Raw genomic sequence first — 24307 nt, 5'->3', positions numbered from 1 at the left:
TTCTGCGAATGATGAAACCCCGCGCCGGATACCCGGCGCGGGGTTTTGCTTTTCGGGTTACCGGACCGGCAGCATCTGCATCAGGGCCGACCAGCTCTCGCAGGTGACATCGTCCGGCATGATGTGCCCGGCGGCGGAGGCCTTCACGTCGGCGGGGGGAGCAGCGCCGGGGCACCCATCGACCGACTGGCGGATTTCCTCCTTGGACAGGTCGGACAGGACCCAGCCCAACGGAACGTCCGGCACGGAAGCCGGCAGCCGCATCAGGTGGAAGGACATGCCGGAAACGTCCGACTCATGGTCGGCATCCCTGTTCAACTTGCCGCGCTCCACATCCTCAACGAACTGATCCAGCATCTCCAACTGCACGGCGGAGCGTACGTTCAGGATGGTGACCACGGGCGCTGTCAAATCCTGCAACGCCGTGGAGGGCGGCGTGTCCGGCTGGGCGGGCCAGCTGTTGCCGGCCTCGATCGTCGGCATCTCCGGATCGTTGGCCAGATAGACGAAGACCAGCCGGATGCTGGCCGACGGCGCGATCCTGTCGCGCACGGCGGCGAAGGCCCGGCCGGCGGCGATGCCGATGCCGCGGGCCGTCACCGTGCCGGAATTGTCGAAATAGCCGCCATCCACATACAGATAATCATAGTCCTTTCCCGGCGCCGGCTCGCAGCCTGCGGCATTCTCCCACTCCAGCTCGCCCGCCGGGCTGAGATAGGGGAAACGGGCGGAGGTGTGGGCCGCCGTGGATACGCGCACCCGTTGGCTGATGCAGGAAAGGTCGGTGACCTGGTTGAACGCGCCGAGGTCCAGCCGGACGGGGCTGATCACCGCATGGGCCCCGGTCTGGACCGTGGTGGTGTTCAGGAACAGGAAGGGCACGTCCGTGGCCCCGCCCTCATAAAGCCCGGCCACGGTGGTCCCCATCGGGCCGGCGATGGCGCCTGGGCTGGATTCCAGGCCCAGTTCGAACCCGCGCGCCCGGTCCAGCAACGGATTGCCGCCCCACATCACGGGGAGGGGCAGGAAGCGCTGCGCCAGGTCGGGAATCAGGAAGCCGGTCATCAGCGGCGACAGGAATTCCGCCTCGTAATAGTCCAGCGCCCGCCGGGTGGCGGAGTCCTGGCTGGTCCTGCCCAGCTTCACGTCGGCGGCGAAGGCCGAGATGCCGACGCTGCCGCCGGACACGCCGCTCATGGCCAGAACATGGCGGGAGAAGCCGGGGCGCGCATCCTCCAGCCGGGCCAGCACATAGCTGGTCCAGTAGGCGGCGCGGATGCCGCCGCCGGCGGAGGCGACGATCACGACGGGATAGGGTTCCGGGCTGGCGGCGATCTCGGCGGCGCGGACCTCGAACCAGCGCTGGAACGCGGTATCCACCGGGACCGGCGCGGGACCCTGCGGCTCCGCCGTCATGCGGAGCTGGTGGTTGGCGTTCCAGCTCATCCCCCCGACCAGGAAGGCCAGGGCGAGCGGCCCCAGGAGCAGCGGCAGGCGGGTCAGGCTGCTGAAATAGGACACGGCGCTGCCGATGGCGACGAAGCCTGCGCCCCAGACCAGCAGCAGCGGGGCCATGCCCCAGAACCGGCCGAACTCCACCGGCATCAGGGCGGTCACCGCCACCACGACCGCGAATACCGGCAGGAACGCCTTGATCAGCTTCCGCGTCAGCGCCGGCAGGCGCGACCAGGGCAGCACGCGGCTGTCTGCCGGCAGCCCGGCCTGAGCGACCTGGATCGTCCGCTCCTCCTGCCAGTCCCTGTTCAGGAACTGCCGGCGGCGGATCACCGTGAAGCCGAAGAAGGCCATTCCCAGCAGGAGCGAGAAAACCGCCATGCTGTCCAGCCGGTGCAGTGTCTCCGGCGCCATGTTCTCGGTGATCCGGGTGCCGGCGGCGTTCCAGATCGCATAGGCCAGGGCTGCGAAGGGGGCGGCGCCCAGAAAGCGCGGAAGGCCGCTTTCCAGTCGCCGGGCGAACGGCGTCAGGTCGTCCGGCCCCGCATTGCGGGCATAGAGGGCGATTCGCGCCCAGTACCAGGCGTTCACCGCATAGATCAGCGCCGCGACATAGAGCGACAGCGCCCCGGACCAGCCCCAGCCCTTTTCGGCCGTGAGCCACAGCAGGTCCTTGGCCTGGCTCGCGGCCATAAGTACAGCCAGAACAACCAGTGTGAAGAGCAGGGAGAACCGCACGGTCACCAGAACGCCCCAGACCGCCGCGATCGGTTTCAGATACGCCGCCATGATCACTCCAGAAGGCAGAATATCCAACCAGAGTACCACTAAATCTCTTAATGCGAGTGCCGAACCGTGTCTGCGCACTGCAAGGGGGCGGCTTGGGGCGGGGCTGCTGCACTGCGGCAGCCCCGTAACGCCTGGATTTGCGTGCGCAGTGCCCCCGCTTCGCTGCCATGCAATGTTTCCGGCCCTTTAGCCGGTTGATCCCCGCCCGTGGGGTGTTAAAGTGCCGCCGCCCGGGGTGTGACATCCTGGGCGCGGCCAGCCTTGCCCGCTAGCCCGTGCCTGTCGCGGACTGGCGGGTGCGGGCCGGATCGTCCCCAATCACGACAAGCCGGCGATCCCAATGAACATCCATGAATACCAGGCGAAAGGCCTGCTCAAGAAGTACGGTGTCGCGGTGCCCCGCGGCGGCGTCGCCTACACGCCCGAGGAAGCGCGCAAGGTTGCCGAGGAACTCGGCGGTCCGGTCTGGGTGGTGAAGTCCCAGATCCATGCCGGCGGCCGCGGGGCCGGCCGGTTCAAGGAGGACCCGAACGGGAAGGGCGGCGTGCGCGTCGTCAAGTCCGTGGATGACGTGGTGGCCAACGCCGGCGCCATGCTGGGCAAGACCCTGGTCACGAAGCAGACCGGGCCGGAAGGCAAGGAGGTCAACCGCCTCTATGTGGAAGAGGGCGCTGACATCAAGCGCGAGCTGTACCTCTCCATGCTTCTGGACCGCGCCTCCTCCCGCGTCACCATCGTCGCCTCGACCGAGGGCGGCATGGAGATCGAGGAGGTCGCCCACAACACGCCCGAGAAGATCACGAAGGTCGCCATCGACCCGGTCGAGGGGCTGCAGGGCTACCACGCCCGCAAGATCGCCTTCGCCCTGGGTCTCGAGGGCAAGCAGGTCAATGCCTGCGTGAAGTTCCTGACCGCCATGTACAAGGCGTTCGTCGAGCTGGACATGAGCCTGGTCGAGATCAACCCGCTGGTCGTGACCGGTGCCGGCGAGGTGATCGCCCTCGACGCCAAGATGAACTTCGACGACAACGCGCTGTACCGCCATCCGGACGTGGAGGAGCTGCGCGACGAGTCGGAGGAGGAGGCGTCCGAGACCGAGGCCACCAAGCACGGCCTGAACTACGTGAAGCTGGACGGCAACATCGGCTGCATGGTGAACGGCGCCGGCCTCGCCATGGCGACCATGGACATCATCAAGCTGTACGGCGGTGAGCCGGCCAACTTCCTGGATGTCGGCGGCGGCGCCACGAAGGAGCGTGTGACCACGGCCTTCAAGCTGATCCTGTCCGACCCGAATGTGGAAGGCATCCTGGTCAACATCTTCGGCGGCATCATGCGCTGCGACGTCATCGCCGAGGGCGTGGTCGCCGCGGCCCGCGAGGTGTCGCTGCACGTTCCGCTGGTCGTCCGCCTGGAAGGCACCAACGTCGATCTCGGCAAGAAGATCCTGGCCGAGTCCGGCCTGCCCATCCTGTCGGCCGACAATCTGGCCGATGCTGCCGAAAAGATCGTCAAGTCCGTGAAGGAGGCCGCGTAACATGGCCGTTCTCGTCGACAAGAACACCAAGGTCATCTGCCAGGGCTTCACCGGCGCGCAGGGGACCTTCCACTCCGAGCAGGCCATCGCCTACGGCACCAAGATGGTCGGCGGCGTCACCCCCGGTAAGGGCGGCACCACCCACCTGGACCTGCCGGTGTTCGACACCGTGGCCGACGCCGTCTCCAAGACCGGCGCCAACGCCTCCGTGATCTACGTCCCGCCCCCGTTCGCGGCCGACGCGATCCTGGAGGCCATCGATGCCGGCATCCCGCTGGTGGTCTGCATCACCGAAGGCATCCCGGTGCTGGACATGGTGAAGGTGAAGCGCGCCCTCCAGGGCAGCGGCACCCGCCTGATCGGCCCGAACTGCCCCGGCATCATCACGCCGGACGAGTGCAAGATCGGCATCATGCCGGGCCACATCCACAAGCGCGGCAAGATCGGCATCGTGTCCCGCTCCGGCACGCTGACCTACGAGGCGGTGGCGCAGACCACGGCCGCCGGTCTCGGCCAGACCACCTGCATCGGCATCGGTGGCGACCCGGTGAACGGCACCAACTTCGTGGACTCCCTCCAGATGTTCGCGGAGGACCCGGAGACCGAAGGCATCATCATGATCGGTGAGATCGGTGGCGATGCCGAGGTGAAGGGGGCCGAGTTCATCAAGGAGAGCGGCCTGAAGAAGCCGGTCGTCGGCTTCATCGCCGGCCGCACCGCTCCTCCGGGCCGCCGCATGGGCCATGCCGGTGCGGTGATCTCCGGCGGCAACGACACGGCCGACTTCAAGGTCGAGGCGCTCCGCGCTGCCGGCGTCCACGTCGCCGACAGCCCCGCCAGCCTGGGCTCCACCATGCTGAAGGCCATGGGCGGCTGACGCCCCGTCGCAATCCGCTCCGCTCCTCGCGACCTACGCCCCCGTAGGTCGCAAGAAGGCCGCAGTCCGGATTGCGACACGCCGCCCGCCATGATGAAAAGCCGTCCGGACCTCCGGGCGGCTTTTTGTTTTACGGTCACCCCTGCTGTATTGACGGATGTATGTACGCGGACTAGGGTTGGATCGTTCCGACAGGGGTGATGGCCTGCATGGAGTTCGAGTGGGACGAGGCCAAGCGCCGGAGCAACCTCGGCAAGCATGGCGTCGATTTCGAACAGGCTATCCACATGTTTGCCGGCGCCATTATCGAATGGCGCGACGAACGGCATGATTATGGAGAGGCGCGCTGCATCGCGCTGGGCGAACTGGACCGCCGGGTCCTTGTCATCGTCTATGCCGACCGAGGCGATGTGCGCAGGATCATCTCGGCACGAAAGGCCAATGCACGTGAGCAAGGAACATATCGTCAGGCGCTCGCTGGCCGATCCCAGGCCCAAAGCTGACTGGACGCGGTTCGACGCGACCACGGATGAGGAGATCGCGCGCCAAATTGCCAATGATCCGGACACAGCGCCGCTGATCGACGAGTCCTGGCTTGAGAGCGCCCGCATCGTAGAGCCGGAGGGCAAGGTGCCGGTCACCATCCGGCTCGACCGCGATGTGGTCAGCTTCTTCAAAGAGACGGGAAGCGGCTATCAGACCCGGATGAACGCCGTTCTGCGCGCCTATATGGAGCATGCGCGTAAGCAGGGATGATCCCGGTCAGGCCCGCGACCCCAGCAGCAACCGCCGCATGTCGCCCCCCGCCCGGATCGAGGCCGCCAGCACATAGGGCAGGGTGAAGAGCGCGCCGAGGAACACGGCGCAGACGCCGCAGAGCAGCCCCGCCGCCCTCGACCGGGACCGGTAGACGATCCAGGCGGCGGCGAGCAGGGTGTGGAGGGCGAGGTCGGTGTTGAACTGGGCCTGCCAGGGATGGGCGTAGCCGGCGATGAAGCTGGGCACGACCGTACCGAGCCCCATCCGCCAGACGGCCCAGAGCGTGACGGCGGCGATGAGCAGCCAGGCGAGACCAAGGCCCAGATGGAAGACTGTCGTGCCGGTCCGCATGGTTGCCCGCCCCCTTCACCGATCCGCCTTGCGGCGATGCCTGACCAACAACCGGGCAGCTCATGAAAAAGGCCGCCCTTCCGCCGGGCGGCCTTTTCCGATCAGCCTGAAGGGGCAGGGGCGGTGCGCCCCGCCGGCCTATGGCATGGTCCGGTTGCTGGTCGGCAGGCCGGCCAGACCGGTGTCGGACTGGTTGTTGCCGCCGCGCTCGGCGCCGAAGCCCTCGCCGGAGGAGGCGGCCTGACGCTGGTTGCCGCTGGCGTCGGTGCGGACGCTGCCAGTGCTGTCGGACCTGCCCCAGCTGGTGCTGCGCTGGTTCTCGTCGCGGGTGCCGGACCCGGTCATGGCGAAGCCGGCGCCTTCGCGGACGCGCAGATTGTTCTGCACATGGCGCACGCCCATCACATCCTCGGCCAGATCCTCGGCCCGGCGCTTGTCGCGGCGGTTGGAAACATGGCCGCTCAGCGTGACCTCGCCATCCTCCACCTTCACGCTGATGTCGGTGGCGTCCAGATAGGGGTCTTCCGTCAGGCGGTCATGGATATCGTCGGAGATGCGGGCATCGGCGCGCTTATAGCCGGTGGGGCCGCGGCCGCGGTGGTGCTGGGCGCCCTCGTCGCCATGCTCGGCATCCCAGCGGCGGCGGCGCTCCGCATCGTCGCTGCCGAACCAGGACGCCATCTCGTCTCCGGCGCGGGCGAAGAAGCCGCGGTCGCCGTGATCGCCGCCGCCGCTCCGGCCGCGGCGGTCGTCATAGGCGCGCGCGCCGCCATAGTCCCGACCGCTATAATCCCGGTCGCCATAGTCGCGGCTTCCATAATCGCGGGAGCCGAAACCCCGCCCGGCAAGGGCAGCGCCGCTCAGCCCATGGCCGGAGCGGGGGCGGTCGCTGTATCCGCGGTCGTCGAAGTTCCGGTCGCGGCCATAGTCCCGGTCGCGGCCGTAGTAGCGGTCCTCATCATGGCCCCGGCCGCCATAGCCGCCAGGCTCGGCATCCGTATAGTCGGTGCGCCGCCATTCCCCGGCAAAGTTGCCATAGTGGCCCCGGTCCATGTCGCGATCCCGGTCGCGTCGCGGACGGTCGTAACCCCGGCCGCCCCTGTAGTCGGACCGGTAGCGATCATCGTCGTAATAGTCAGCCATGCCTGATCTCCTCCTGGTTCTTTCTTTGGGTGAGACCAAGCCAACAGGGGTGGTGCGCGGTCGTTGCAGCCCCGGAACGGTCTGTGCCGGGGACAAGCTTGTGTCTTTCCCGTAATACCGGCCACGGGCTTCTGTTGAATGCGGCAACCTCAACAGACGGGAGTGCTTGCAATGAATCTTCGCGCCACCCTCAAGGGCGGCCTGCTGGTCGCCGCCGGTTTGGCGCTGGCCGTTCCGGCCGTCGCCAACGCCCAGACCGATACGGCCCCGGCCCAGCCGGCGGGAGTGGACGGGATGACGCCGCCCAGCCCCATCGGGCCCGCCGGTCCCGGTGACCCGCGCGATGCCGAACCCGGCCCGGCCGGCCTCGGCACTCCACCCATCGGCGATCCGATGACCGCCGCCTCGCCGGCCGGCGCCCCGCCGCTGGACACTAGCGCTTCCGGCATGCATCAGCCCGGCGCGCACGCCGCCAACGCCCCGACCGGGACAGGCCAGACCACCATCAGCGCCGACGAGCTGATCGGCCGCTCGGTGAAGGACGTCAATGGCGATACGGTGGGGGAGGTGGAGGATGTGATCCTCGACGGGTCCGGCCAGGCGGTCCACGTCATCCTGTCCGGCGAGGGCATGGACAAGAAGGTCGCCGTGAACTTCGACGAGATGATCCTGCCTTCGCCGGAGGCGGATCTGGAGCTGTCCACCCTGACCCGTGCGGATATCGAAACCCGCGAGGCGTTCACGCCCGACGGCAATGCAGTGTCCCTGGCCGATCAGGGCGTGAGGACCGGAAACGGCAACAGGTAGCGGTGCCGGTCGACGTCGTTCCGGATGCGGAAGGGTGCCGGGCGGCTGTGGGGAACCAACCTCTTCCGCGCCGGTTCCCTTCGCATCTTTCGAGGGAAGGGAGCACAATGATGCGTCACCAACGCGTGATGGGTCTGCTGGCGGCCGGGGCGCTTGTCCTGGCCGGCTGCGGTTCGAACACGGAGGAGCAGGCCGCCTCCGGCGCCATGGGCGGCGCTGTTGCCGGCGCCCTGGTCGGCGGTCCCATCGGTGCGGCGGTGGGCGCGGCTGCCGGGGGGCCGGCGGTTCCCAGGCGGACCGGGTCCTGGAGAACGGTGCCTCCGGCGGGATCGAAGCCACGGACCGTACGCTGGCCCAGTCGCTGGAGCGGCGTAGCGGCTTCAGCACCTTCACCCGACTGGCCGACGCCTCCGGCCTGGCGCAGGAGCTTGGCGGGGGCGGGAGCTACACCATCTTCGCGCCGACGGACGAAGCGTTCAACGCCCTGCCGGCGGAGCTGCGGCAGCGGCTCGACACCGACCGGGAGCTGCTGCGCAATGTCCTGAACCAGCATGTCGTCAGCGGACAGGCGCTGGCGGCCGACCAGCTTCCGCAGGAGGTCCGGACGGCAGGCGGGACGCCGATCCGGGTGGCTCTTGCCGATGGCAGGCCCGTCCTCGCCGCTGCCGGAGAACCGGGCGCTCAGGCTCCGGACCCGGAAGTCGCACTGGGCGGCGGCCCCGGAACAGCCCGTATCGTCACCGGCAACATCGCCTTCGCGGAAGGCGTGGTGCACGGTATTGACCAGGTGCTGCTGCCCGCCGGGATGCGCTGAACCGGACCCTGCTCCCCGTCCACCCATGCGGGGGCGGGGAGCAGGGCGTCCGCTCGGCCGGCTGGGTCAGCCGGCCGGGTTGGCGATCATCACCTCGATCCGGCGGTTCTGCAGCCGACCGGCCTCGCTGCCATTGTCGGCCACCGGCACCGATTCGCCGCGGCCCACCGTCTGGATGCGGCCGGCCGAGACGCCGCGGGAGACCAGGTAATTGCGCACCGCTTCCGCCCGCTGCTGCGAGAGCTGGCGGTTGTAGTCGTCTGGACCGCTGGCGTCCGTGTGTCCCTCGATCACCACGTTGCGGTCGGGATGCTGCTGAAGATAGTCGGCCAGCGGAGCCAGCCGCTCCTGGTCGCCTGGGGAGAGGTTGGCTGAATCCAGGTCGAAATTGATGTCGCGGAGCGTCACCAGCAGGCCGCCCTCGGTCTGCCGTTGCTCGAACTCGGCCAGTTGCTGCCGGGCAAGGGCGAGTTCCTCCTCCCGTTGCTGCAACATCTCCTCGCGCTCCTGAAGCATGACGCGCTGCTGGTCGGCCAGAAGGGCGCTGCGCTGCTCCCGCGTCTGCTTGGCCTCCGCCTCGGTCATTGCGGTGTCGAGCTGGGTGCTGGCCAGCTGGGTCAGATAGGACAGCTCCTGCTCATCCGCCTCGCCCAGCCGCGACTGCGCCTGGCTGAGGGTCCGCTCTGCTTCCTGGAAGCGGACGGGAGCGTTGGCCGGAACCTGTTCCAGCCGGGCTTGGTCGAAGCGCTGCTCCAACTGCGCCAGGGGCGCGTACTCGTCCGGGGCGGAGGCGCAGGCGGCCAGGATTATCAGGCTGGCGCCGGCCAGCAGGCCGCGCATGGTCGTCTTGTTCTTGATCATGTCATGTCCCCATTCGGATCTTGGATGGCGTACGGCGTCAGCGGCCGTTCGGCGTGATGGGAACGGGGGCGGGCTGTACCGGCGTCGGCGTCAGACCCGTGCCGGAAGTCCCGATGGTGGAGGGGTCGACGCCCGTGCCGGATGGCGACATGCCGGTGGTTCCGGTCAGGCCGGGGCTCGTGGTCGTGCCAGTGGCTCCGGGCGCGGACTGCAGCGATTCCTGAAGATCGCTCTCCGCCGCGCGCGCTTCGGCGGCGTCGGCGCGGGCTTCGGCCAGCCGGACGGTTGCCAGCGCTTGCGTGGCATAACGCTGGGCGGCTTCCGCATTCTCCTGCCGCCATGCGGCCTCCGCCTGGTCGAGGTAGGAGCGCGCTTCGCGCATCTCCACCGCCGCATAGCGGTTCACGGTCTCAGGATCGACGCCGTCGACGGCGGCGCGTGCGGCGGCAAGGTCGGGCGGCGGATAGTCCGGGCCGGATGAACAGGCCGCCAGGGCGGTGGTGGCCAGGAACAGGGCGGCCACGGCCGACGCTCTGCGGAACATGGAGGAGTCTCCCTCGGTGGCGGAATTTCCACCGCAACCGGGGGCCGTCTCGATTGGTTCCGCCTAGCCCCTTCGGGGCCGGGCCATCCGCTCAGCCCTTGGGGGGCTTGGTGGCGATGAAGCTGTCCCGCGCCATCATGGAATTCAGCCAGCGGGTCAGGTGGGGCGCCTCGGCCAGTGCTTCCTTGCCCTCGGGATAGAGCTGGACCAGGAAGGTGGTCGGCGCCAGGAACAGGTCGGCCAGCGTCAACTGGTCGGCGGCCACGAATTCCCGTCCGTCCATGTGCCGGTCCAGGACGCCGATCACCTTGCGCACGCCCGGCACGGCGGCCGCGATCTGTGCCCGGTCCGGCTCTTTCCCCAGCCATTTCGGCATGGCGTAGGCCAGGACATAGTTGCGGACGAAGGCCTTGTCGGCATGGTCGCAGGTGGCGGCCACCCATTGGTCCACCACCGCCTTTTCCGCCAGGGTGCCCGGCCGCAGGCTGGGGCCGCCGAAGGCATCCTCGATATAGCGGCAGATGGCTTGGCTCTCGAACAGCGTCAGGTCGCCATGGCGCATGGCCGGCACCTTGCCGAACGGATTCAGCGCCAGCATCTCCGGCGTGTTCGCCACATAGGGCTCGAACCGGTAGGGGATGCCCTTCTCGAACAGCGCCATGCGCACGGTGCGGACGAAGTTGCTGAAGGCCATGCCATAGATGACGAGCTCGGACATCCGTTTCCTCCCGGACAGGTTCTTTCTTGGGAACGAAGATTGCGCCCGGCGGCTGGCCCCGGTCAATCGGCCATCGGCGGCTGCACCAGCAGGAACAGGTCGGTATCGCCCGGATCGGCCCCGGCCCGGGTCAGCATCGCATGGACCTGTCCGCGATGGTGGGTCTGATGATTGAACATGTGGGCCAGCAGGAAGCCGCGCGGGGCGGTGATCTCGCGTTGGGCAGCACCGCTGTACCAGCGCTGGTCCATCGCAAGCCATTCCCCGTCCACCTGCGCCGCCCAGTCCGACAGGCCCCGGTCGGCTTCCTGCCGGGCCAGGGACAGCTCCGCGAAATCGTCGATGAGGCAGGCCGATTCCTTCAGCTTCGCCGTGGGCGCCGGCCACCCGGCGAAGCGCGACATCCACATCCGGTCGGCCCAGAGCAGATGGTTCAGCGTTCCGTGGATGCTGTTCCAGAACGCGCCGCCCTCGGCCCTGCGCACGGCATCGTCAAGCCGGCCGGCGGCGGCGTAGATGCGCTTGTTCATCTCCGCATTGTAGGCGGCCATGGTCCGGGCATAGGCGGGCGTGATCATCAAGACGGCTCCATCGCAGGTACGGATGCAGCCTGCTGTTGCGCCGCTACGCCGTCAATGGGCCAGCGCCAGCTCGCCGACCGGCATCGGCTCCTCCAGCGGGCGGAGATTCGCCAGGAACTGCTCCGCCGAAGCGCGCCAGGAGTGGCGGAGCGCGAATTCCCGGCACCGTTCCGGCGGGATGGCCAGGGCTGCCAGCGCGGCGCGGCCCAGATCCTCATCCAGCACGCCGACATCGCTGCCGCCCAGCACGTCCAGCGGGCCCGGCACCGGACAGGCGGCCACAGGCAGCCCGCTTGCCAGCGCCTCCAGCAGTACCAGCCCGAAGGTGTCGGTGCGCGACGGGAAGACGAACACATCGGCGGCGGCGTAGTGCCGTGCCAGCTCCTCCCCATGCAGGGCGCCGGTGAACACGGCGGAGGGGTAGCGCTGCATCAGCTCCGCCCGTTGCGGCCCGTCGCCCACCACCAGCTTGGTGCCGGGCAGGTCCAGCTTCAGGAACGCCTCGACATTCTTCTCCACCGCGACCCGGCCGACAGAGAGGAAGATCGGCCGCGGCAGCTCCAGCCAGCTCTTCTCGCGCGGGCGGAACAGCTCGGTGTCCACGCCGCGGGACCAGCGGCGGATATGGCGGAAGCCGCGGGCCAGCAGGTCCGATTCGATGCTGGGGGTCGCCACCATCACCGCATGGGCCGGCGCATGGAAGCGGCGGATCAGGGCATAGCTCAGCGCCAGCGGCACCGGCGCCCGGTCCCGGACATATTCCGGAAAGCGGGTGTGGTAGGCGGTGGTGAAGGGAATGCCGCGGCTGAGGCAGTAGCGCCGCGCGGCCAGCCCCAACGTTCCCTCTGTCGCGATATGGATCGCGTCGGGCTGGAAGGCGTCGATGCGCCGTCGCAGCTCCGGCCCCGGATGCAGGGCGATCCGGATTTCCGGATAGGTTGGCAGGGGCACGGTGTGGAAGCGGTCGGGCGCGACCACCTCCACCCTGTGTCCCAGCTTCTCCAGCTCCGCCCTGGTGGTGACCAGGGTACGGACGACGCCGTTCACCTGCGGGTGCCAGGCGTCGGTGACGATCAGGATTCTCACGCCGCGACCTTCAGCACGGTACGGCTGGCAACGATGTCGGACCAGCGCAGGATTTCCAGCTCGCCATTCTCGTGTTCGACCAGGGCGGTGCAGGATTCGACCCAGTCCCCGTCATTCACATAGGTGACGCCGTTGATCTCCCGCATCTCGGCATGGTGGATATGGCCGCAGATGACCCCGTCCACCTGCCGCCGCCGCGCCTCGTCGGCCAGGGCGGTCTCGAAGTTGCCGATGAACTCCACCGCCTTCTTGGTGCGGTGCTTCAGGTAGGCGCTGATGGACCAGTAGGGGAAGCCCAGCTTGCGGCGGGCCCAGTTGAAGGCAGTGTTGATGCCCAGCAGGGTGACGTAGGCGGTGTCGCCCACATAGGCCAGCCACTTGGCGTATTTCACCACCGCATCGAACTGGTCGCCATGGATCACCAGGAAGCGGCGGCCGTCGGCGGTGAGGTGGACCGTATCCTCCAGGATCGTCACCCCGCCGAACTGCAGCCCGACGAACTCGCGGAACGCCTCGTCATGGTTGCCGGGGATCAGGAAGACCTTGGTGCCCTTGCGCGCCCGGCGCAGGATCTTCTGGACCACGTCATTGTGCGACTGGGGCCAGTACCAGCCCTTTTTCAGCCGCCACCCGTCCACGATGTCGCCCACCAGGTACAGGTTTTCGGACTCGCTATGGCGCAGGAAATCCAACAGGATTTCGGCTTGGCAACCCCGCGTGCCCAGATGGATGTCCGACAGCCAGATGCTGCGGTAGCGTTTGACCCCGTCCTCAACCGTCATCCGACCCTCCTCGGCTGGCGGCCCGGCTATCGGCGGCTCTTCCCACCCGACATATTGGGCCTGCGAAGTTGCCGCACCTATACATCTGGATATATGACAGTAATAATCGCCGCCGCGGTTGGGTCAGGGCCGTCACGGAAACTTCCGCTGCCGGTCACGCCGCTGTCGTCCCGCCTTAACCTTCCCGTCACGGTACGGCATGTCCGACGTCTCCACCCTCGACTTGGCAGCCCCGCACCGTTCCCGCCCGGTGACTGGCCGGCGCTTCCTGCTGATCTACAACCCCATGGCCGGGCTACGCCGCCGCGGTCGCCTGTCCCGCACCGTGGAGACGCTGCACGATCTTGGCTGCGCCGTGACCCTGGCGGAGACGACCTGTGCCGGACACGCCGCCGAGCTGGCAGCCCAGGCCCGGCCGGATGAGGTGGATGCCGTCGTGGCCGCCGGCGGCGACGGCACCATCAATGAGGTGGTGAACGGCCTCTGCCAGCGGGCGGAGCGGGGGGAGGGGCCGCCGCTGCCCCTCGGGATCGTGCCGCTGGGCACGGCCAACGTCCTGGCGCTGGAGCTTGGCCTGCCGTGGCGCGGCGCGCAGATCGGCCGGGTGCTGGCCAATGCGCCGACGCGGATGGTTCATATCGGCCGCTGCCTGCCCGACAACGGACCGCCGCGGCTCTTCGCCCAGATGCTGGGCGCGGGGATGGACGCCCGCGTCGTCGCCTCCATCCGCCCGCACATGAAGCGCCAGATCGGCAAGGCCGCCTACATGGTGGAGGGGATGCGGGAGATCCTGTCCAACCCCCGCGTCGGCTACGCCGTGGAGATCGAGCGGCCGGATGGCGGGCGGGAGCGGCACGAGGTCGCCTCCGCCGTGCTCGCCAAGGGGCATTTCTACGGCGGGACCTATGTGCTCGCCCCCCAGGCCCGGCTGGAGGACCCCGGCTTCCAGGTCTGCCTGTTCCTGCGCGGCGGCCGGCTGACCGCCTTCGCCTATGCGGCGGGCATGGTGCTGGGCGGGCTGGACCGGCTGCCGGCCTACAAGGTGGTGCCGGCGGTGCGGGTGCGGATCACGGCGCTGCCCGGCGGCCCGACGGGGGAGCCGGTGCAGGCCGATGGCGATGTCCTCGCCACCGTGCCTTTCACCGCCGACATCGCCCCCTATACCCTGCCGGTGCTGGGATAGGCGGTGAGCGCGCCATCGGCCATATCGGCGCAATAGCCTCCGGACCCGACTTTTGCGGCGTTGCGGGCGCGGACCGGCGCATGCTCAGCTGAAGACATGACAGCTGCCGATGGCCTGCCTTGCCGGGAGGTGCCGCATGACGACGATGTCAGTGAAGTTACGTGGCATTCCGGATACCGAAGCATCGATCGGCTGGGCCGGCAACCACTCCGTCATCGTCGACCGGCCGGCGGGCAAGGCGGGGGGCCAAGGGCTTGGCCTCAATGGCGGGGAGCTGCTTGCGCTCGCCATCGGCGGATGCTTCTGGAACGACCTGTATTACATCGCCCATGAAATGGGGCTGGCGCTGTCATCCGTGACGGTGGACGTGACTGTGCGCTTCGATGGAAAGCCCCTCCGCGCTACCTCCGCCGCCATCGAGGTCGCAGTCGAATCCATGGACGCCGACGCCGACCTGGATGCCCTCGTCCAACGGGCGGAGGCCCTGTCCACCGTGAGCAACTCGGTTTCCAGGGGCTTCCCCGTTCATGTCTCGTCCCTGACCTCAGGCGGCTAGAGCAGATTCCGCCCCGGCTGGTCGGAAACCGACCCGGATCGAACGGATCGGCGGAGGCCGTCGCCAGCCCCCGCCGCCCGGTCCTCAGAAGCCGACGCGCAGCACCACGCGGGCGGTATAGAACTCGTCCCCGTAGTCGGTGTCGAACCAGGTATAGCGAACGGCGGGGCCGATGCTGATCAAGGGGGCCAGGGGGATGTCCAGCCCGGCCTCGGCATGCAGGACAAGGAACTCGTCGCTCTCGTCCAGCCCTTCCAGCGGTCCGTCGCCTTCGACATCGTTGGCGCCGACGCCGGCCGCGGCCCCGATATAGGGATTGAAGAAGGGCAGCGGCAGGTCGAAATAGGCGCCCAGCGTGGCGGTGTAGGAATCCACGTCGACGCCGCCCGACACGCCGACCCCGCCCAGCTCGAGGTCGATGTCCTCCTCATTGCCCAGCCACTGGGCCTCCAGCTCCCACCGGAGCGCGCCGGAGCCCCAGCCGACGGCGAGCTGCACCGATTCCCCGGCCGACAGGAACTCGTCGTCATTTCCCAGCAGACCGGCCCCGGCGGAAACGTACAGCTCTGCCGCGGCAGGGGCGGCGAACAGGAGCGTGGAGGCCAGAACGGTCGTTCCAAGCAAACGCTTCATGATGAGCACTCCCGACAGGCGTTATTGTCCTGCCAGCATGCTCCCGGCCTCCGGCGCGATGCAGTGTGCAAACGGGTCAGCCCGAGCGTTCCGTCCCGGTGCGGTTTTCCGGCAACAGGGCGGCGTTTCAGCCCGTGGCGATCTGCGGCCCGTCCAGACCGGCGGGGGAGGCGGTGAAGATCTCATGGCCCGTCTCGGTCAGGCCGATGGTGTGCTCGAACTGGGCGGACCAGGACTTGTCCCAGGTCTGGGCCGTCCATCCGTCCGCCAGCACCCGGATGGGCGAGCGGCCGGCATTCACCATGGGCTCCACCGTGTAGACCATGCCGGGCTCCAGCCGCACGCCGGTGCCCGGCATACCGAAATTCAGCACTTCCGGCGCGTCGTGGAACACCAGGCCGGTGCCATGGCCGCAGAATTCGCGGACCATGGTGTAGCGCTCCCGCCGGGCCACGCACTCCATGGCGTGGCCGACATCGCCCATGCGGTTGCCGGGGCGGGAGGCGCGGATGCCGGCGCTCATCGCCTCATAGGCCGCCTCCACCAGCCGCCGCGTCTCCAGTGCAGGCTCGCCGACATAGAAGGTGCGGCTGCTGTCGCCGTACCAGCCGTCCAGGATCGGAGTCACGTCGACGTTCACGATATCGCCCGGTGCCAGCTTGACCCGGTTGGTGGGCACGCCGTGCGTGACGACATAGTTGAAGCTGACGCAGGTCGCGTGCCTGTAGCCGCGGTAGCCCAGCGTGGCCGGAACCGCGCCGTGATCGCGCATGAAGCCTTCGCACAGCTTGTCCAGCTGCGCCGTGGTCATGCCGGGACGGATGACGCTGCGCGCATAGTCCAACGTCAGGGCCGCGACCCGTCCGGCGCGGCGAAGACCCTCGAATGCCTCCGGCCCGTACAGCCGGATCGGCCGTCCGTTGCTGTCCGCGTCGCGGGCATAGCGAATCTGCTGTTCCACCGGTTCGGGCTCCCTTCTTCGGTCACCATAGGGCCAGAAGGCCGCCCTGTCAGCAGAGCAGGCGAATCGGTCCCATGCACGAAGAGGAGAGCGGCCGGGCGGCTCCGCGGTGCGCCGCCTCACACTGCGGCGATTCAGCGCGCCAGCCGCGCCGGAGCGTCAGAGGGCGGTCTCGGCTTCCGCCGGCTGGACCGCCGGGGCAGGGGCGCGGGGCGTGCGCGGCATCCGGCCCTTCCATACGGAAAGGCACTCTTCCGCCGTGTCGCCGCGGCCGATCTCGTACCAGCCCTTGCGGTCGTTGAAGAGCAGCCGGTAGACCCCGTGCCGGTCCCGCTCGAACCGGAAGATGGGGCGGTCAAGGTTCGGGAAATGAACCAGAAGTTCGTCCCGCTCCCGGTCGCTGCGCCGGGTCACCGACGCCCAGAGGCCGCGGTCCAGCTTGGGCATGGCGATGCTGTTCCACTCCGCCACGTCGGCGGGGGTGAAGCGGGTGACGGAGAAGGCGACGACGCTCATTCTGGGCAGTCCCTTAGGGGATCGGTCACAACCTGTTCAGGGCAGCCTGCCCCTGACCGGTTAAGGACGGCTTAAGCCGAACGCCGCCCGCTCTGCTGCCTCAGTTAGTTGCACGCCCCAATTCTCTGTGTTATGTGACCGCTCGCTCGGTGCCAGGGGGTTCCCTCCTGGCCCGCATCACTATTGCTAAAGCCCTGAAATCCATCAGGTCTACGGATCAAACCGAGGTTTCCCAGTGGCGACCGAAGGGACAGGCGTATCCGGACTGGCGCAGCGCTACGCGACTGCACTGTTCGAACTCGCAGACGAACAAAAGGCCCTGGACCAGACGGCCAAGGACCTGACGCTCCTGAAGCAGTTGCTGGCGGAGAGCGCCGATCTTCGGCGTGTGGTCGCCAGCCCGCTGATTGCGCGTGCCGATCAGGCGCGTGCCATCGACGCGGTGCTGGCCCAGACCGGCGTCAGCGATCTGGTGCGCAGGTTCACCGGCCTGACGGCCCAGAAGCGGCGGCTCTTCGTGCTGCCCGGCGTGATCGAGGCTTTTCTGGCCGAGCTGGCGCGCCGGCGCGGGGAGGAGACGGCCATCGTCATCGCCGCCCAGCCGCTCAGCCCGGCGCAGCAGGATGAGCTGTCCGATACGCTGAAACGGACCATGGGCTCCAAGGTTACCGTCGACGTGCGGGTCGATCCCGCGCTGATCGGCGGCATGATTGTAAAGGTCGGGTCGCGCATGATCGACGCCTCCGTGCGCACCAAGCTGACCAAGCTGAAACTCGCCATGAAAGGGGTTGGATAATGGAAATCCGCGCGGCTGAGATTTCCGCGATCCTGAAGCAGCAGATCGCGAACTTCGGCACCGAGGCCGACGTGGCTGAGGTCGGAACCGTGCTGTCGGTCGGCGACGGTGTGGCCCGCGTGTACGGCCTCGACCGCGTCCAGGCCGGCGAGATGGTCGAGTTCCCCGGTGGCGTTAAGGGCATGGCCCTGAACCTGGAAAGCGACAATGTCGGCGTCGTGATCTTCGGCAACGACCGCGACATCAAGGAAGGCGACACCGTCAAGCGGACCGGCGCCATCGTCGAGGTTCCGGTCGGCCGCGGCCTGCTGGGCCGCGTCGTGGACGGTCTCGGCAACCCGATCGACGGCAAGGGCCCGATCGTGGACGCCGCGATGAAGCGCGTCGAGGTGAAGGCCCCCGGCATCATCCCGCGCAAGTCCGTGCACGAGCCGATGCAGACCGGCCTCAAGGCCATTGACGCCCTGGTGCCCGTCGGCCGCGGCCAGCGCGAGCTGATCATCGGCGACCGCCAGACCGGCAAGACCGCCATCGTCATCGACACCTTCATCAATCAGAAGAAGGTGAACGCCGGCGACGACGACACCAAGAAGCTCTTCTGCATCTATGTCGCGGTGGGCCAGAAGCGCTCCACCGTGGCGCAGATCGTCCGCCAGCTCGAAGAGTCCGGCGCGATGGAATACTCCATCGTCGTGGCCGCGACCGCATCCGATCCGGCCCCGCTGCAGTTCCTGGCGCCCTACACCGGCTGTGCCATGGGCGAGTTCTTCCGCGACAACGGCATGCATGCCGTGATCGTGTATGACGATCTCTCCAAGCAGGCCGTCGCCTACCGTCAGATGTCTCTGCTGCTCCGCCGTCCGCCGGGCCGCGAGGCCTATCCGGGCGACGTGTTCTACCTGCACTCCCGCCTGCTGGAGCGCGCGGCGAAGATGTCGGACGCCCATGGTGCCGGCTCCCTGACCGCGCTGCCGGTGATCGAGACGCAGGCCGGCGACGTGTCGGCCTACATCCCGACCAACGTCATCTCCATCACCGACGGCCAGATCTTCCTGGAGACGGGCCTGTTCTACCGCGGCATCCGCCCGGCCATCAATGTCGGCCTGTCGGTGTCCCGCGTCGGCTCCGCCGCCCAGATCAAGGCGATGAAGCAGGTCGCCGGCACCATCAAGCTGGAACTGGCCCAGTACCGTGAGATGGCTGCCTTCGCGCAGTTCGCCTCCGACCTGGACGCCACCACCCAGCGCCTGCTGAACCGCGGCTCCCGCCTGACGGAGCTGCTGAAGCAGGCCCAGTACAGCCCGATGCCCGTCGAGGAGCAGGTCGTCTCCATCTTCGCCGGCGTCCGCGGCTACCTGGACAAGGTGAAGATCGAGGACGTGACCCGGTTCGAGACCCGCCTGCTGGACGAAATCCGCGGTCGCGGCGCCAACATCCTGGACACGATCCGCACCGAGAAGGCGATCAGCAAGGACACCGAAGAGAAGCTGAAGAGCTTCCTCGACGGGTTCGTGAAGACCTTCGCCTGATCACCTGCCCAGCCTCTCGGGGCCAATAAGAGCGCGAGTCCGGCATGCCGAGCTTGAAGGACATTCGAAACCGGATCGGAAGCGTCAAGTCGACGCAGAAGATCACATCCGCCATGAAGCTGGTCGCGGCGAGCAAGCTCCGCCGCGCCCAGGAGCAGGCGGAAGCCGGCCGGCCGTTCGCCGAGCGCATGGGCCGCATGCTGTCCAGCCTCGCGGCCGGCGTGTCGGGCGAGACGGGCGGGCCGAAGCTGATGGTGGGCACCGGTTCCGACCGGGTCCACCTGCTGGTGGTCATCTCCTCGGATCGCGGCCTGTGCGGCGGTTTCAACGGCACCGTCGTCCGTGAGACGAAGCGGCAGATCGCCCGCCTGCAAGGCGAAGGCAAGGAGGTCAAGCTCCTCTGCGTCGGCCGCAAGGGGCGCGACCTGCTCCGCCGCGAGTACCCCAAGCTGATCATCCAGAGCTACGAGGATGTGGGCAAGAAGCGCCTCTCCTTCGCGGATGCGGACATGATCGCGACCAAGGTGCTGGAGCTGTTCGACGCCGGCGAGTACGACGTCTGCTCCATCATCTACAACAAGTTCAAGTCGGCGATCACGCAGATCGTCACCGTGCAGCAGATCGTTCCCTTCGCACTGCCGGCCAGCGCGGCCGCGGATGCCGGGGGCGACGCCAGGGCGCTCTACGAGTTCGAGCCGAGCGAGGAGCGCATCCTGGCCGACCTGCTGCCGCGCAACCTGTCCATCCAGATCTATTCGGCCCTGCTGGAAAGCGCCGCTTCCGAACAGGGTGCCCGCATGACGGCCATGGACAATGCGACGCGCAACGCCGGCGACATGATCAAGAAGCTGACGCTCGTCTACAACCGCACCCGCCAGGCCTCGATCACCAAGGAACTGATCGAGATCATCTCCGGCGCGGAAGCTGTCTAAGACGCGCTTCGGCCCATATAGAACGAACACACGACGTATAGTTCCGAGGGAGCTTACCCCATGGCTACGATGACCCAGACGAGCAACGCGGTCGGCCGCATCACGCAGGTGCTGGGCGCCGTCGTGGACGTGCAGTTCGATGCCGAGCTGCCGCCCATCCTGAACGCGCTGCACACGCAGAACGAGGGGAAGACCCTTGTGCTCGAGGTTGCCCAGCACCTTGGCGAGAACACCGTCCGCACCATCGCCATGGACACGACCGACGGTCTGGTCCGCGGCCAGGAGGTGACGGACAGCGGCGTTCCGATCTCCGTGCCGGTCGGCCCGACCACCCTCGGCCGCATCCTGAACGTCATCGGTGAGCCGATCGACGAGCGCGGCCCGGTCTCCCAGGACGTGCTGTACCCGATCCACCGCCCGGCGCCCGAGTTCATCGAGCAGTCCACCGAGGCGGAGATCCTCGTCACGGGCATCAAGGTCATCGACCTGCTGGCTCCCTACCTGAAGGGCGGCAAGATCGGCCTCTTCGGCGGTGCGGGCGTCGGCAAGACCGTGACCATCATGGAGCTGATCAACAACGTCGCGAAGGCGCACGGCGGCGTGTCCGTCTTCGCCGGCGTGGGTGAGCGTACCCGTGAGGGCAACGACCTCTACCACGAGATGATCGAGTCCGGCGTCATCAAGACCGACGGTCCCGGTTCCAAGGTGGCGCTGGTCTACGGCCAGATGAACGAGCCGCCCGGCGCGCGCGCCCGCGTCGGTCTGACCGGCCTGACGGTTGCGGAGTATTTCCGCGACGAAGAAGGCCAGGACGTGCTGTTCTTCGTGGACAACATCTTCCGCTTCACCCAGGCGGGCGCCGAAGTGTCGGCGCTGCTGGGCCGCATCCCCTCCGCGGTGGGTTACCAGCCGACCCTGTCCACGGACATGGGCGCGCTGCAGGAGCGCATCACCTCCACGAAGAAGGGCTCGATCACCTCGGTGCAGGCCATCTACGTGCCCGCCGACGACCTGACCGACCCGGCTCCGGCCACCTCCTTCGCCCACCTGGACGCCACCACCGTGCTGAGCCGCTCGATCGCCGAGCAGGCGATCTTCCCGGCCGTCGACCCGCTGGACTCCACCTCCCGTGCGCTCGACCCGCGCATCGTGGGTGAGGAGCACTACAAGGTCGCCCGCTCGGTGCAGCAGGTCCTGCAGCAGTACAAGGCGCTGCAGGACATCATCGCGATCCTGGGCATGGACGAACTGTCGGAAGACGACAAGCTGGTCGTGGCCCGCGCCCGCAAAATCCAGCGCTTCCTGTCCCAGCCCTTCCACGTCGCCGAGGTGTTCACCGGCACGCCGGGCGTGCTGGTCAGCCTCGAAGACTCGATCAAGGCCTTCAAGGGCATCGTGAACGGCGACTACGACCACCTGCCGGAAGCCGCCTTCTACATGGTCGGCAACATCGACCAAGCGATCGAGAAGGCCCGCAAGATGGCCGCCGAGGCCGCGTAAGCCGCAGCCGCCGGTACAATGTATCCTCGCCCCGAGCTTGGTCGACGGGTGAAAGCAGCGCAGCGCCCCCTGCCTCATGCCTGTCGTCAGGCCCAGGGCAGGGGGCCCTCCCCGGAGCGGGGCTGCGGAAACGAACGGGTAGTGAGCCATGGCCGACAAGGTTGAATTCGAGCTGGTCTCGCCGGAAAAGCTCCTGGTGTCCCAGCCGGTCGAGATGGTGGTGGTGCCGGGGGCCGAGGGCCTGTTCGGCGTGCTGCCGGGCCATAGCCCCATGATCGTGACGGTGAAGGCCGGCGTCATCGACATCTACGCCGATAACATGACCGACATATCGCGCCAGATCTTCGTCGCCGGCGGCTTCTGCGAGGTGACGGCGACCCGCGTCACCGTCCTGGCCCAGGAAGCCACCGACGTCGCCACGATCCGCGGCCTCGACCGCGCCGATCTGGAGCGCCAGATTTCCAACCTTCGCGAGGATCTGGAAACGGCCAAGACGGAGACGGAGCGTAAGGGCATCCTTGCGAAGATCGACGCCGCCGCCACGAAGCTCGAGCTGATCACCGGCCAGCCGGTGGCGCACTGAGGCATGCGGGGTGGCGTGTGATGGCCGGAAGGCCTTTGCATCCCGGCCGTAACATGACAATCTTCTGACAGCGACCGGGCGGGCGGCTCTCCATGGGCCGTCCGCCTGATCCGTTCATGGACAGCACGAAACAGCGTAGGCAGAGATGGCGTACACGCACTGGACGGTAGACGGGCTCCCCTGGGACCAGCTCGACCCCACGAAGGTCGATGCCGATATCCTGAAGGTCTGCAAGGCCGCGGCACTGGTGGAGTACAACGGCCATATCTATGCCGACCTGCTGTGCAACATCTTCCACGACGATCCCGCCTTCCAGCAGGTCGCCCGCGACTGGGCCGTGGAAGAGGTCCAGCACGGCGAGGCGCTTGGCCGCTGGGGCGAGGCGGTGGACCCGTCCTGGAACTTCCAGGAATCCGTCCAGCGCTTCCGCGACGGCTACAAGCTCGACACCAATGCCACGGAATCCGCCCGCGGCAACCGCTCCGGCGAACTGGTGGCCCGGTGCATCGTGGAGACTGGCACCTCCAGCTACTACACCGCCCTGGGCGAGGCCACGGACGAGCCGGTGCTGAAGGAGATCTGCCGCCGCATCGCCGCGGACGAGCTGCGCCACTACAAGCTCTTCTACGACCATCTGAAGCGCTATCTGGACAAGGAAGGGCTGGGCCGCTTCGGCCGCCTCCGCGTCGCCCTGTCCCGCATTAACGAGACGGAGGATGACGAGCTGTCCTTCGCCTACCACGCCGCCAACAACGGCGACGCGCCCTATGTGCGGGAGCAGGCCTTCGCCGCCTATTGCCGCCGCGCCTACAGCTATTACAAGCCGCACCATCTCGACCGGATGGTGGCCATGGTCTTCAAGGCCTCCGGCCTGAAGCCGCAGGGCTGGCTGCACGACATGGCCGCCAAGTTCGCCTACAGCCGCATGCGCAAGAAGGCTGAGAGCTTTGCCGACGCGGCGTAGGCTCAGGTTCCCTGCATGATCTCCAGCCGGTTGCCTCCGGGGTCGCGGACGAAGAACCGCTCCACCCCGGGGATCGGCCGCTCATCGGGCAGCATCTCGATCCCGGACCGGTCCATGGCGCGGCGGCAGGCTGCCAGATCGTCCACCGCCAGGCAGACATGACGCCTGCTGGCTCCGGTTCCAGCAGCACCGGCATCCTCCGCTGTCAGGTGTATCCGGAACCCCGGCAACTGGAACCACGTTCCCTCCTGCCGTTCCCGTGCCGTAGGCTCAACCAGTTGCGGCAACCCCAGCAGGTCCCGGTAGAACCGCACGGCCGCCGCCTCCGCCGCCCGCGGCACGGTGATCTGGACATGGTTCAGGCTAATGACGCGGAACGGCATGCGGAACCCTCACAGTCCGTAGGTCGCAAGAAGCGCAGCGCATTGCGACGACTTCCTGCCGGCTCGACCAACCGTCGTAATCCGCTGCGCTCCTCGCGCCCTACGGCAGATGCGGCCGGAACTCCTCCACCACGGCCTGGTAGATCTGCCGCTTGAAGGGCACGATCAGCCGGATCAGATCGTCCGGATGCACCCACTGCCAGGCATCGAACTCCGGATGCGCGGTGGCGAGGTCAATATCATCATCCCCGCCGGTGAAACGGCACAGCAGCCATTTCTGCTCCTGCCCCCGGAAGCGCCCGCCCCAGACCTTGCCCAGCAGATGCCCCGGCAGGTCGTAGCGATGCCAGCCGGCACTCTCGGCCACGATCTCGGCCTTGGCCGTGCCGATCTCCTCCTCCAGCTCCCGCAGCGCCGCCTCGCGCGGGCTCTCACCGTCGTCGATGCCGCCCTGGGGCATCTGCCAGGCATCCGGCGTATCCTTCCGCCGCCCGACGAACACGCGCCCCTGGTCGTTGATCAGCATGATGCCGACGCAGGGGCGGTAGGGAAGGAGTTCGGGATCGATCTTCATCGCGCGCTCGGCTCAACGGAAAGGGCAGGCCAATCTACACCAGCAGGGCTCGATTTTCAGGGCTCGAATCCAGCGAAAATCCTCCCGCACCGC

The 24307-nt window shown here is 67.8% G+C and carries 28 protein-coding genes; 14 read left to right on the top strand and 14 right to left on the bottom strand.

Features of this window, described 5'->3' with window-relative positions; all coding sequences use genetic code 11:
- Positions 1–57: 57 nt before the first annotated feature.
- Positions 58–2244 (bottom strand): patatin-like phospholipase family protein, encoded by a 2187-nt coding sequence (locus DOL89_RS11290; protein ID WP_119679245.1) that lies wholly within the window; start codon positions 2242–2244, stop codon positions 58–60.
- A 340-nt stretch (positions 2245–2584) separates the two neighbouring features.
- On the opposite strand from DOL89_RS11290, the gene sucC reads away from it, so the two are divergent.
- The 4 genes from sucC (at position 2585) to DOL89_RS11270 (ending at position 5414) form a co-directional block, all read left to right on the top strand.
- Positions 2585–3781, top strand: a complete 1197-nt coding sequence (gene sucC, locus DOL89_RS11285) for an ADP-forming succinate--CoA ligase subunit beta (RefSeq protein WP_119679244.1) — start codon at positions 2585–2587, stop codon at positions 3779–3781.
- Position 3782: 1 nt separating this feature from the next.
- Positions 3783–4658 (top strand): succinate--CoA ligase subunit alpha, encoded by an 876-nt coding sequence (gene sucD, locus DOL89_RS11280; RefSeq protein ID WP_119679243.1) that lies wholly within the window; start codon positions 3783–3785, stop codon positions 4656–4658.
- A 209-nt stretch (positions 4659–4867) separates the two neighbouring features.
- Positions 4868–5161, top strand: coding sequence for a BrnT family toxin (locus DOL89_RS11275; protein ID WP_119680380.1), 294 nt, complete (start codon positions 4868–4870; stop codon positions 5159–5161).
- Entirely contained in the window at positions 5100–5414 is a 315-nt protein-coding gene (locus DOL89_RS11270; protein WP_205574568.1) for a BrnA antitoxin family protein, read from the top strand. Before DOL89_RS11275 ends, DOL89_RS11270 begins: the two co-directional genes overlap by 62 nt.
- Before the next feature lie 6 nt (positions 5415–5420).
- Here the strand turns inward: DOL89_RS11270 and DOL89_RS11265 are convergent, their stop codons facing one another.
- Together DOL89_RS11265 and DOL89_RS11260 are read right to left on the bottom strand one after the other, a co-directional pair.
- The gene (locus tag DOL89_RS11265) at positions 5421–5768 is read right to left on the bottom strand and encodes a hypothetical protein (protein ID WP_119679241.1); all 348 of its coding nucleotides are present in this window, start codon (positions 5766–5768) and stop codon (positions 5421–5423) included.
- 138 nt (positions 5769–5906) lie between these two features.
- A complete protein-coding gene (locus DOL89_RS11260; protein ID WP_205574567.1) occupies positions 5907–6911 on the bottom strand; it encodes a BON domain-containing protein in 1005 nt (334 codons plus the stop codon).
- A gap of 171 nt (positions 6912–7082) precedes the next feature.
- Between DOL89_RS11260 and DOL89_RS11255 the strand changes: the two genes are divergently transcribed.
- Both DOL89_RS11255 and DOL89_RS11250 read left to right on the top strand, forming a co-directional pair.
- A complete protein-coding gene (locus DOL89_RS11255) occupies positions 7083–7718 on the top strand; it encodes a PRC-barrel domain-containing protein (protein WP_119679240.1) in 636 nt (211 codons plus the stop codon).
- Between the two features lie 34 nt (positions 7719–7752).
- Positions 7753–8532 carry a fasciclin domain-containing protein gene (locus DOL89_RS11250; RefSeq protein WP_119679239.1) on the top strand — a complete coding sequence of 260 codons (780 nt, stop codon included), beginning with the start codon at positions 7753–7755 and terminating at the stop codon, positions 8530–8532.
- Between the two features lie 66 nt (positions 8533–8598).
- Here DOL89_RS11250 and DOL89_RS11245 read toward each other — a convergent pair whose 3' ends face one another.
- The 6 genes from DOL89_RS11245 to DOL89_RS11220 all read right to left on the bottom strand — a co-directional run bounded on the left by DOL89_RS11245 (position 8599) and on the right by DOL89_RS11220 (position 13104).
- On the bottom strand, positions 8599–9393 hold the full coding sequence (locus DOL89_RS11245; protein ID WP_119679238.1) for an OmpA family protein: 795 nt from the start codon (positions 9391–9393) through the stop codon (positions 8599–8601).
- 37 nt (positions 9394–9430) lie between these two features.
- Positions 9431–9937, bottom strand: a complete 507-nt coding sequence (locus DOL89_RS11240; RefSeq protein WP_119679237.1) for a DUF4398 domain-containing protein — start codon at positions 9935–9937, stop codon at positions 9431–9433.
- Positions 9938–10028: 91 nt separating this feature from the next.
- The gene (locus tag DOL89_RS11235; protein WP_119679236.1) at positions 10029–10655 is read right to left on the bottom strand and encodes a glutathione S-transferase family protein; all 627 of its coding nucleotides are present in this window, start codon (positions 10653–10655) and stop codon (positions 10029–10031) included.
- A 62-nt stretch (positions 10656–10717) separates the two neighbouring features.
- Positions 10718–11233, bottom strand: coding sequence for a DinB family protein (locus tag DOL89_RS11230; protein ID WP_119679235.1), 516 nt, complete (start codon positions 11231–11233; stop codon positions 10718–10720).
- Between the two features lie 54 nt (positions 11234–11287).
- On the bottom strand, positions 11288–12322 hold the full coding sequence (locus DOL89_RS11225; RefSeq protein ID WP_119679234.1) for a glycosyltransferase family 4 protein: 1035 nt from the start codon (positions 12320–12322) through the stop codon (positions 11288–11290).
- Positions 12319–13104 carry a UDP-2,3-diacylglucosamine diphosphatase gene (locus DOL89_RS11220; protein ID WP_119679233.1) on the bottom strand — a complete coding sequence of 262 codons (786 nt, stop codon included), beginning with the start codon at positions 13102–13104 and terminating at the stop codon, positions 12319–12321. The genes DOL89_RS11225 and DOL89_RS11220 overlap by 4 nt, the downstream gene beginning before the upstream one ends.
- A gap of 199 nt (positions 13105–13303) precedes the next feature.
- Between DOL89_RS11220 and DOL89_RS11215 the strand changes: the two genes are divergently transcribed.
- Positions 13304–14287: a diacylglycerol/lipid kinase family protein gene (locus DOL89_RS11215; protein WP_119679232.1), complete on the top strand. Its 984-nt coding sequence runs from the start codon at positions 13304–13306 to the stop codon at positions 14285–14287.
- A gap of 136 nt (positions 14288–14423) precedes the next feature.
- Positions 14424–14843 carry an OsmC family protein gene (locus DOL89_RS11210; RefSeq protein WP_119679231.1) on the top strand — a complete coding sequence of 140 codons (420 nt, stop codon included), beginning with the start codon at positions 14424–14426 and terminating at the stop codon, positions 14841–14843.
- 84 nt (positions 14844–14927) lie between these two features.
- On the opposite strand, the gene DOL89_RS11205 is transcribed toward DOL89_RS11210, so the two are convergent.
- From DOL89_RS11205 to DOL89_RS11195, 3 genes are all read right to left on the bottom strand, one after another.
- Positions 14928–15476 (bottom strand): outer membrane beta-barrel protein, encoded by a 549-nt coding sequence (locus tag DOL89_RS11205; protein WP_119679230.1) that lies wholly within the window; start codon positions 15474–15476, stop codon positions 14928–14930.
- 127 nt (positions 15477–15603) lie between these two features.
- The gene (gene map / locus DOL89_RS11200) at positions 15604–16437 is read right to left on the bottom strand and encodes a type I methionyl aminopeptidase (protein WP_225889769.1); all 834 of its coding nucleotides are present in this window, start codon (positions 16435–16437) and stop codon (positions 15604–15606) included.
- A gap of 159 nt (positions 16438–16596) precedes the next feature.
- On the bottom strand, positions 16597–16953 hold the full coding sequence (locus DOL89_RS11195) for a hypothetical protein (RefSeq protein ID WP_119679229.1): 357 nt from the start codon (positions 16951–16953) through the stop codon (positions 16597–16599).
- A gap of 235 nt (positions 16954–17188) precedes the next feature.
- On the opposite strand from DOL89_RS11195, the gene DOL89_RS11190 reads away from it, so the two are divergent.
- From DOL89_RS11190 to DOL89_RS11165, 6 genes are all read left to right on the top strand, one after another.
- On the top strand, positions 17189–17749 hold the full coding sequence (locus tag DOL89_RS11190; protein ID WP_119679228.1) for a F0F1 ATP synthase subunit delta: 561 nt from the start codon (positions 17189–17191) through the stop codon (positions 17747–17749).
- Entirely contained in the window at positions 17749–19278 is a 1530-nt protein-coding gene (gene atpA / locus DOL89_RS11185; RefSeq protein WP_119679227.1) for a F0F1 ATP synthase subunit alpha, read from the top strand. Before DOL89_RS11190 ends, atpA begins: the two co-directional genes overlap by 1 nt.
- A 44-nt stretch (positions 19279–19322) precedes the next feature.
- Positions 19323–20210, top strand: a complete 888-nt coding sequence (locus DOL89_RS11180; protein WP_119679226.1) for a F0F1 ATP synthase subunit gamma — start codon at positions 19323–19325, stop codon at positions 20208–20210.
- A 69-nt stretch (positions 20211–20279) separates the two neighbouring features.
- Positions 20280–21710 (top strand): F0F1 ATP synthase subunit beta, encoded by a 1431-nt coding sequence (gene atpD / locus DOL89_RS11175; protein WP_119680377.1) that lies wholly within the window; start codon positions 20280–20282, stop codon positions 21708–21710.
- A 148-nt stretch (positions 21711–21858) separates the two neighbouring features.
- Positions 21859–22293 carry an ATP synthase F1 subunit epsilon gene (gene atpC, locus DOL89_RS11170; protein WP_119679225.1) on the top strand — a complete coding sequence of 145 codons (435 nt, stop codon included), beginning with the start codon at positions 21859–21861 and terminating at the stop codon, positions 22291–22293.
- A gap of 145 nt (positions 22294–22438) precedes the next feature.
- Positions 22439–23257 (top strand): ferritin-like domain-containing protein, encoded by an 819-nt coding sequence (locus DOL89_RS11165; protein WP_119679224.1) that lies wholly within the window; start codon positions 22439–22441, stop codon positions 23255–23257.
- Positions 23258–23259: 2 nt separating this feature from the next.
- Here the strand turns inward: DOL89_RS11165 and DOL89_RS11160 are convergent, their stop codons facing one another.
- Positions 23260–23640, bottom strand: coding sequence for a VOC family protein (locus DOL89_RS11160; RefSeq protein WP_119679223.1), 381 nt, complete (start codon positions 23638–23640; stop codon positions 23260–23262).
- A 100-nt stretch (positions 23641–23740) separates the two neighbouring features.
- Complete coding sequence (locus DOL89_RS11155; protein WP_119679222.1) at positions 23741–24214, bottom strand: RNA pyrophosphohydrolase; 474 nt, start codon at positions 24212–24214, stop codon at positions 23741–23743.
- Between the last annotated feature and the right edge of the window lie 93 nt (positions 24215–24307).

Source organism: Indioceanicola profundi, assembly GCF_003568845.1.
GTDB lineage: Bacteria > Pseudomonadota > Alphaproteobacteria > Azospirillales > Azospirillaceae > Indioceanicola > Indioceanicola profundi.
This window is presented reverse-complemented; position numbering and strand designations above follow the sequence as displayed.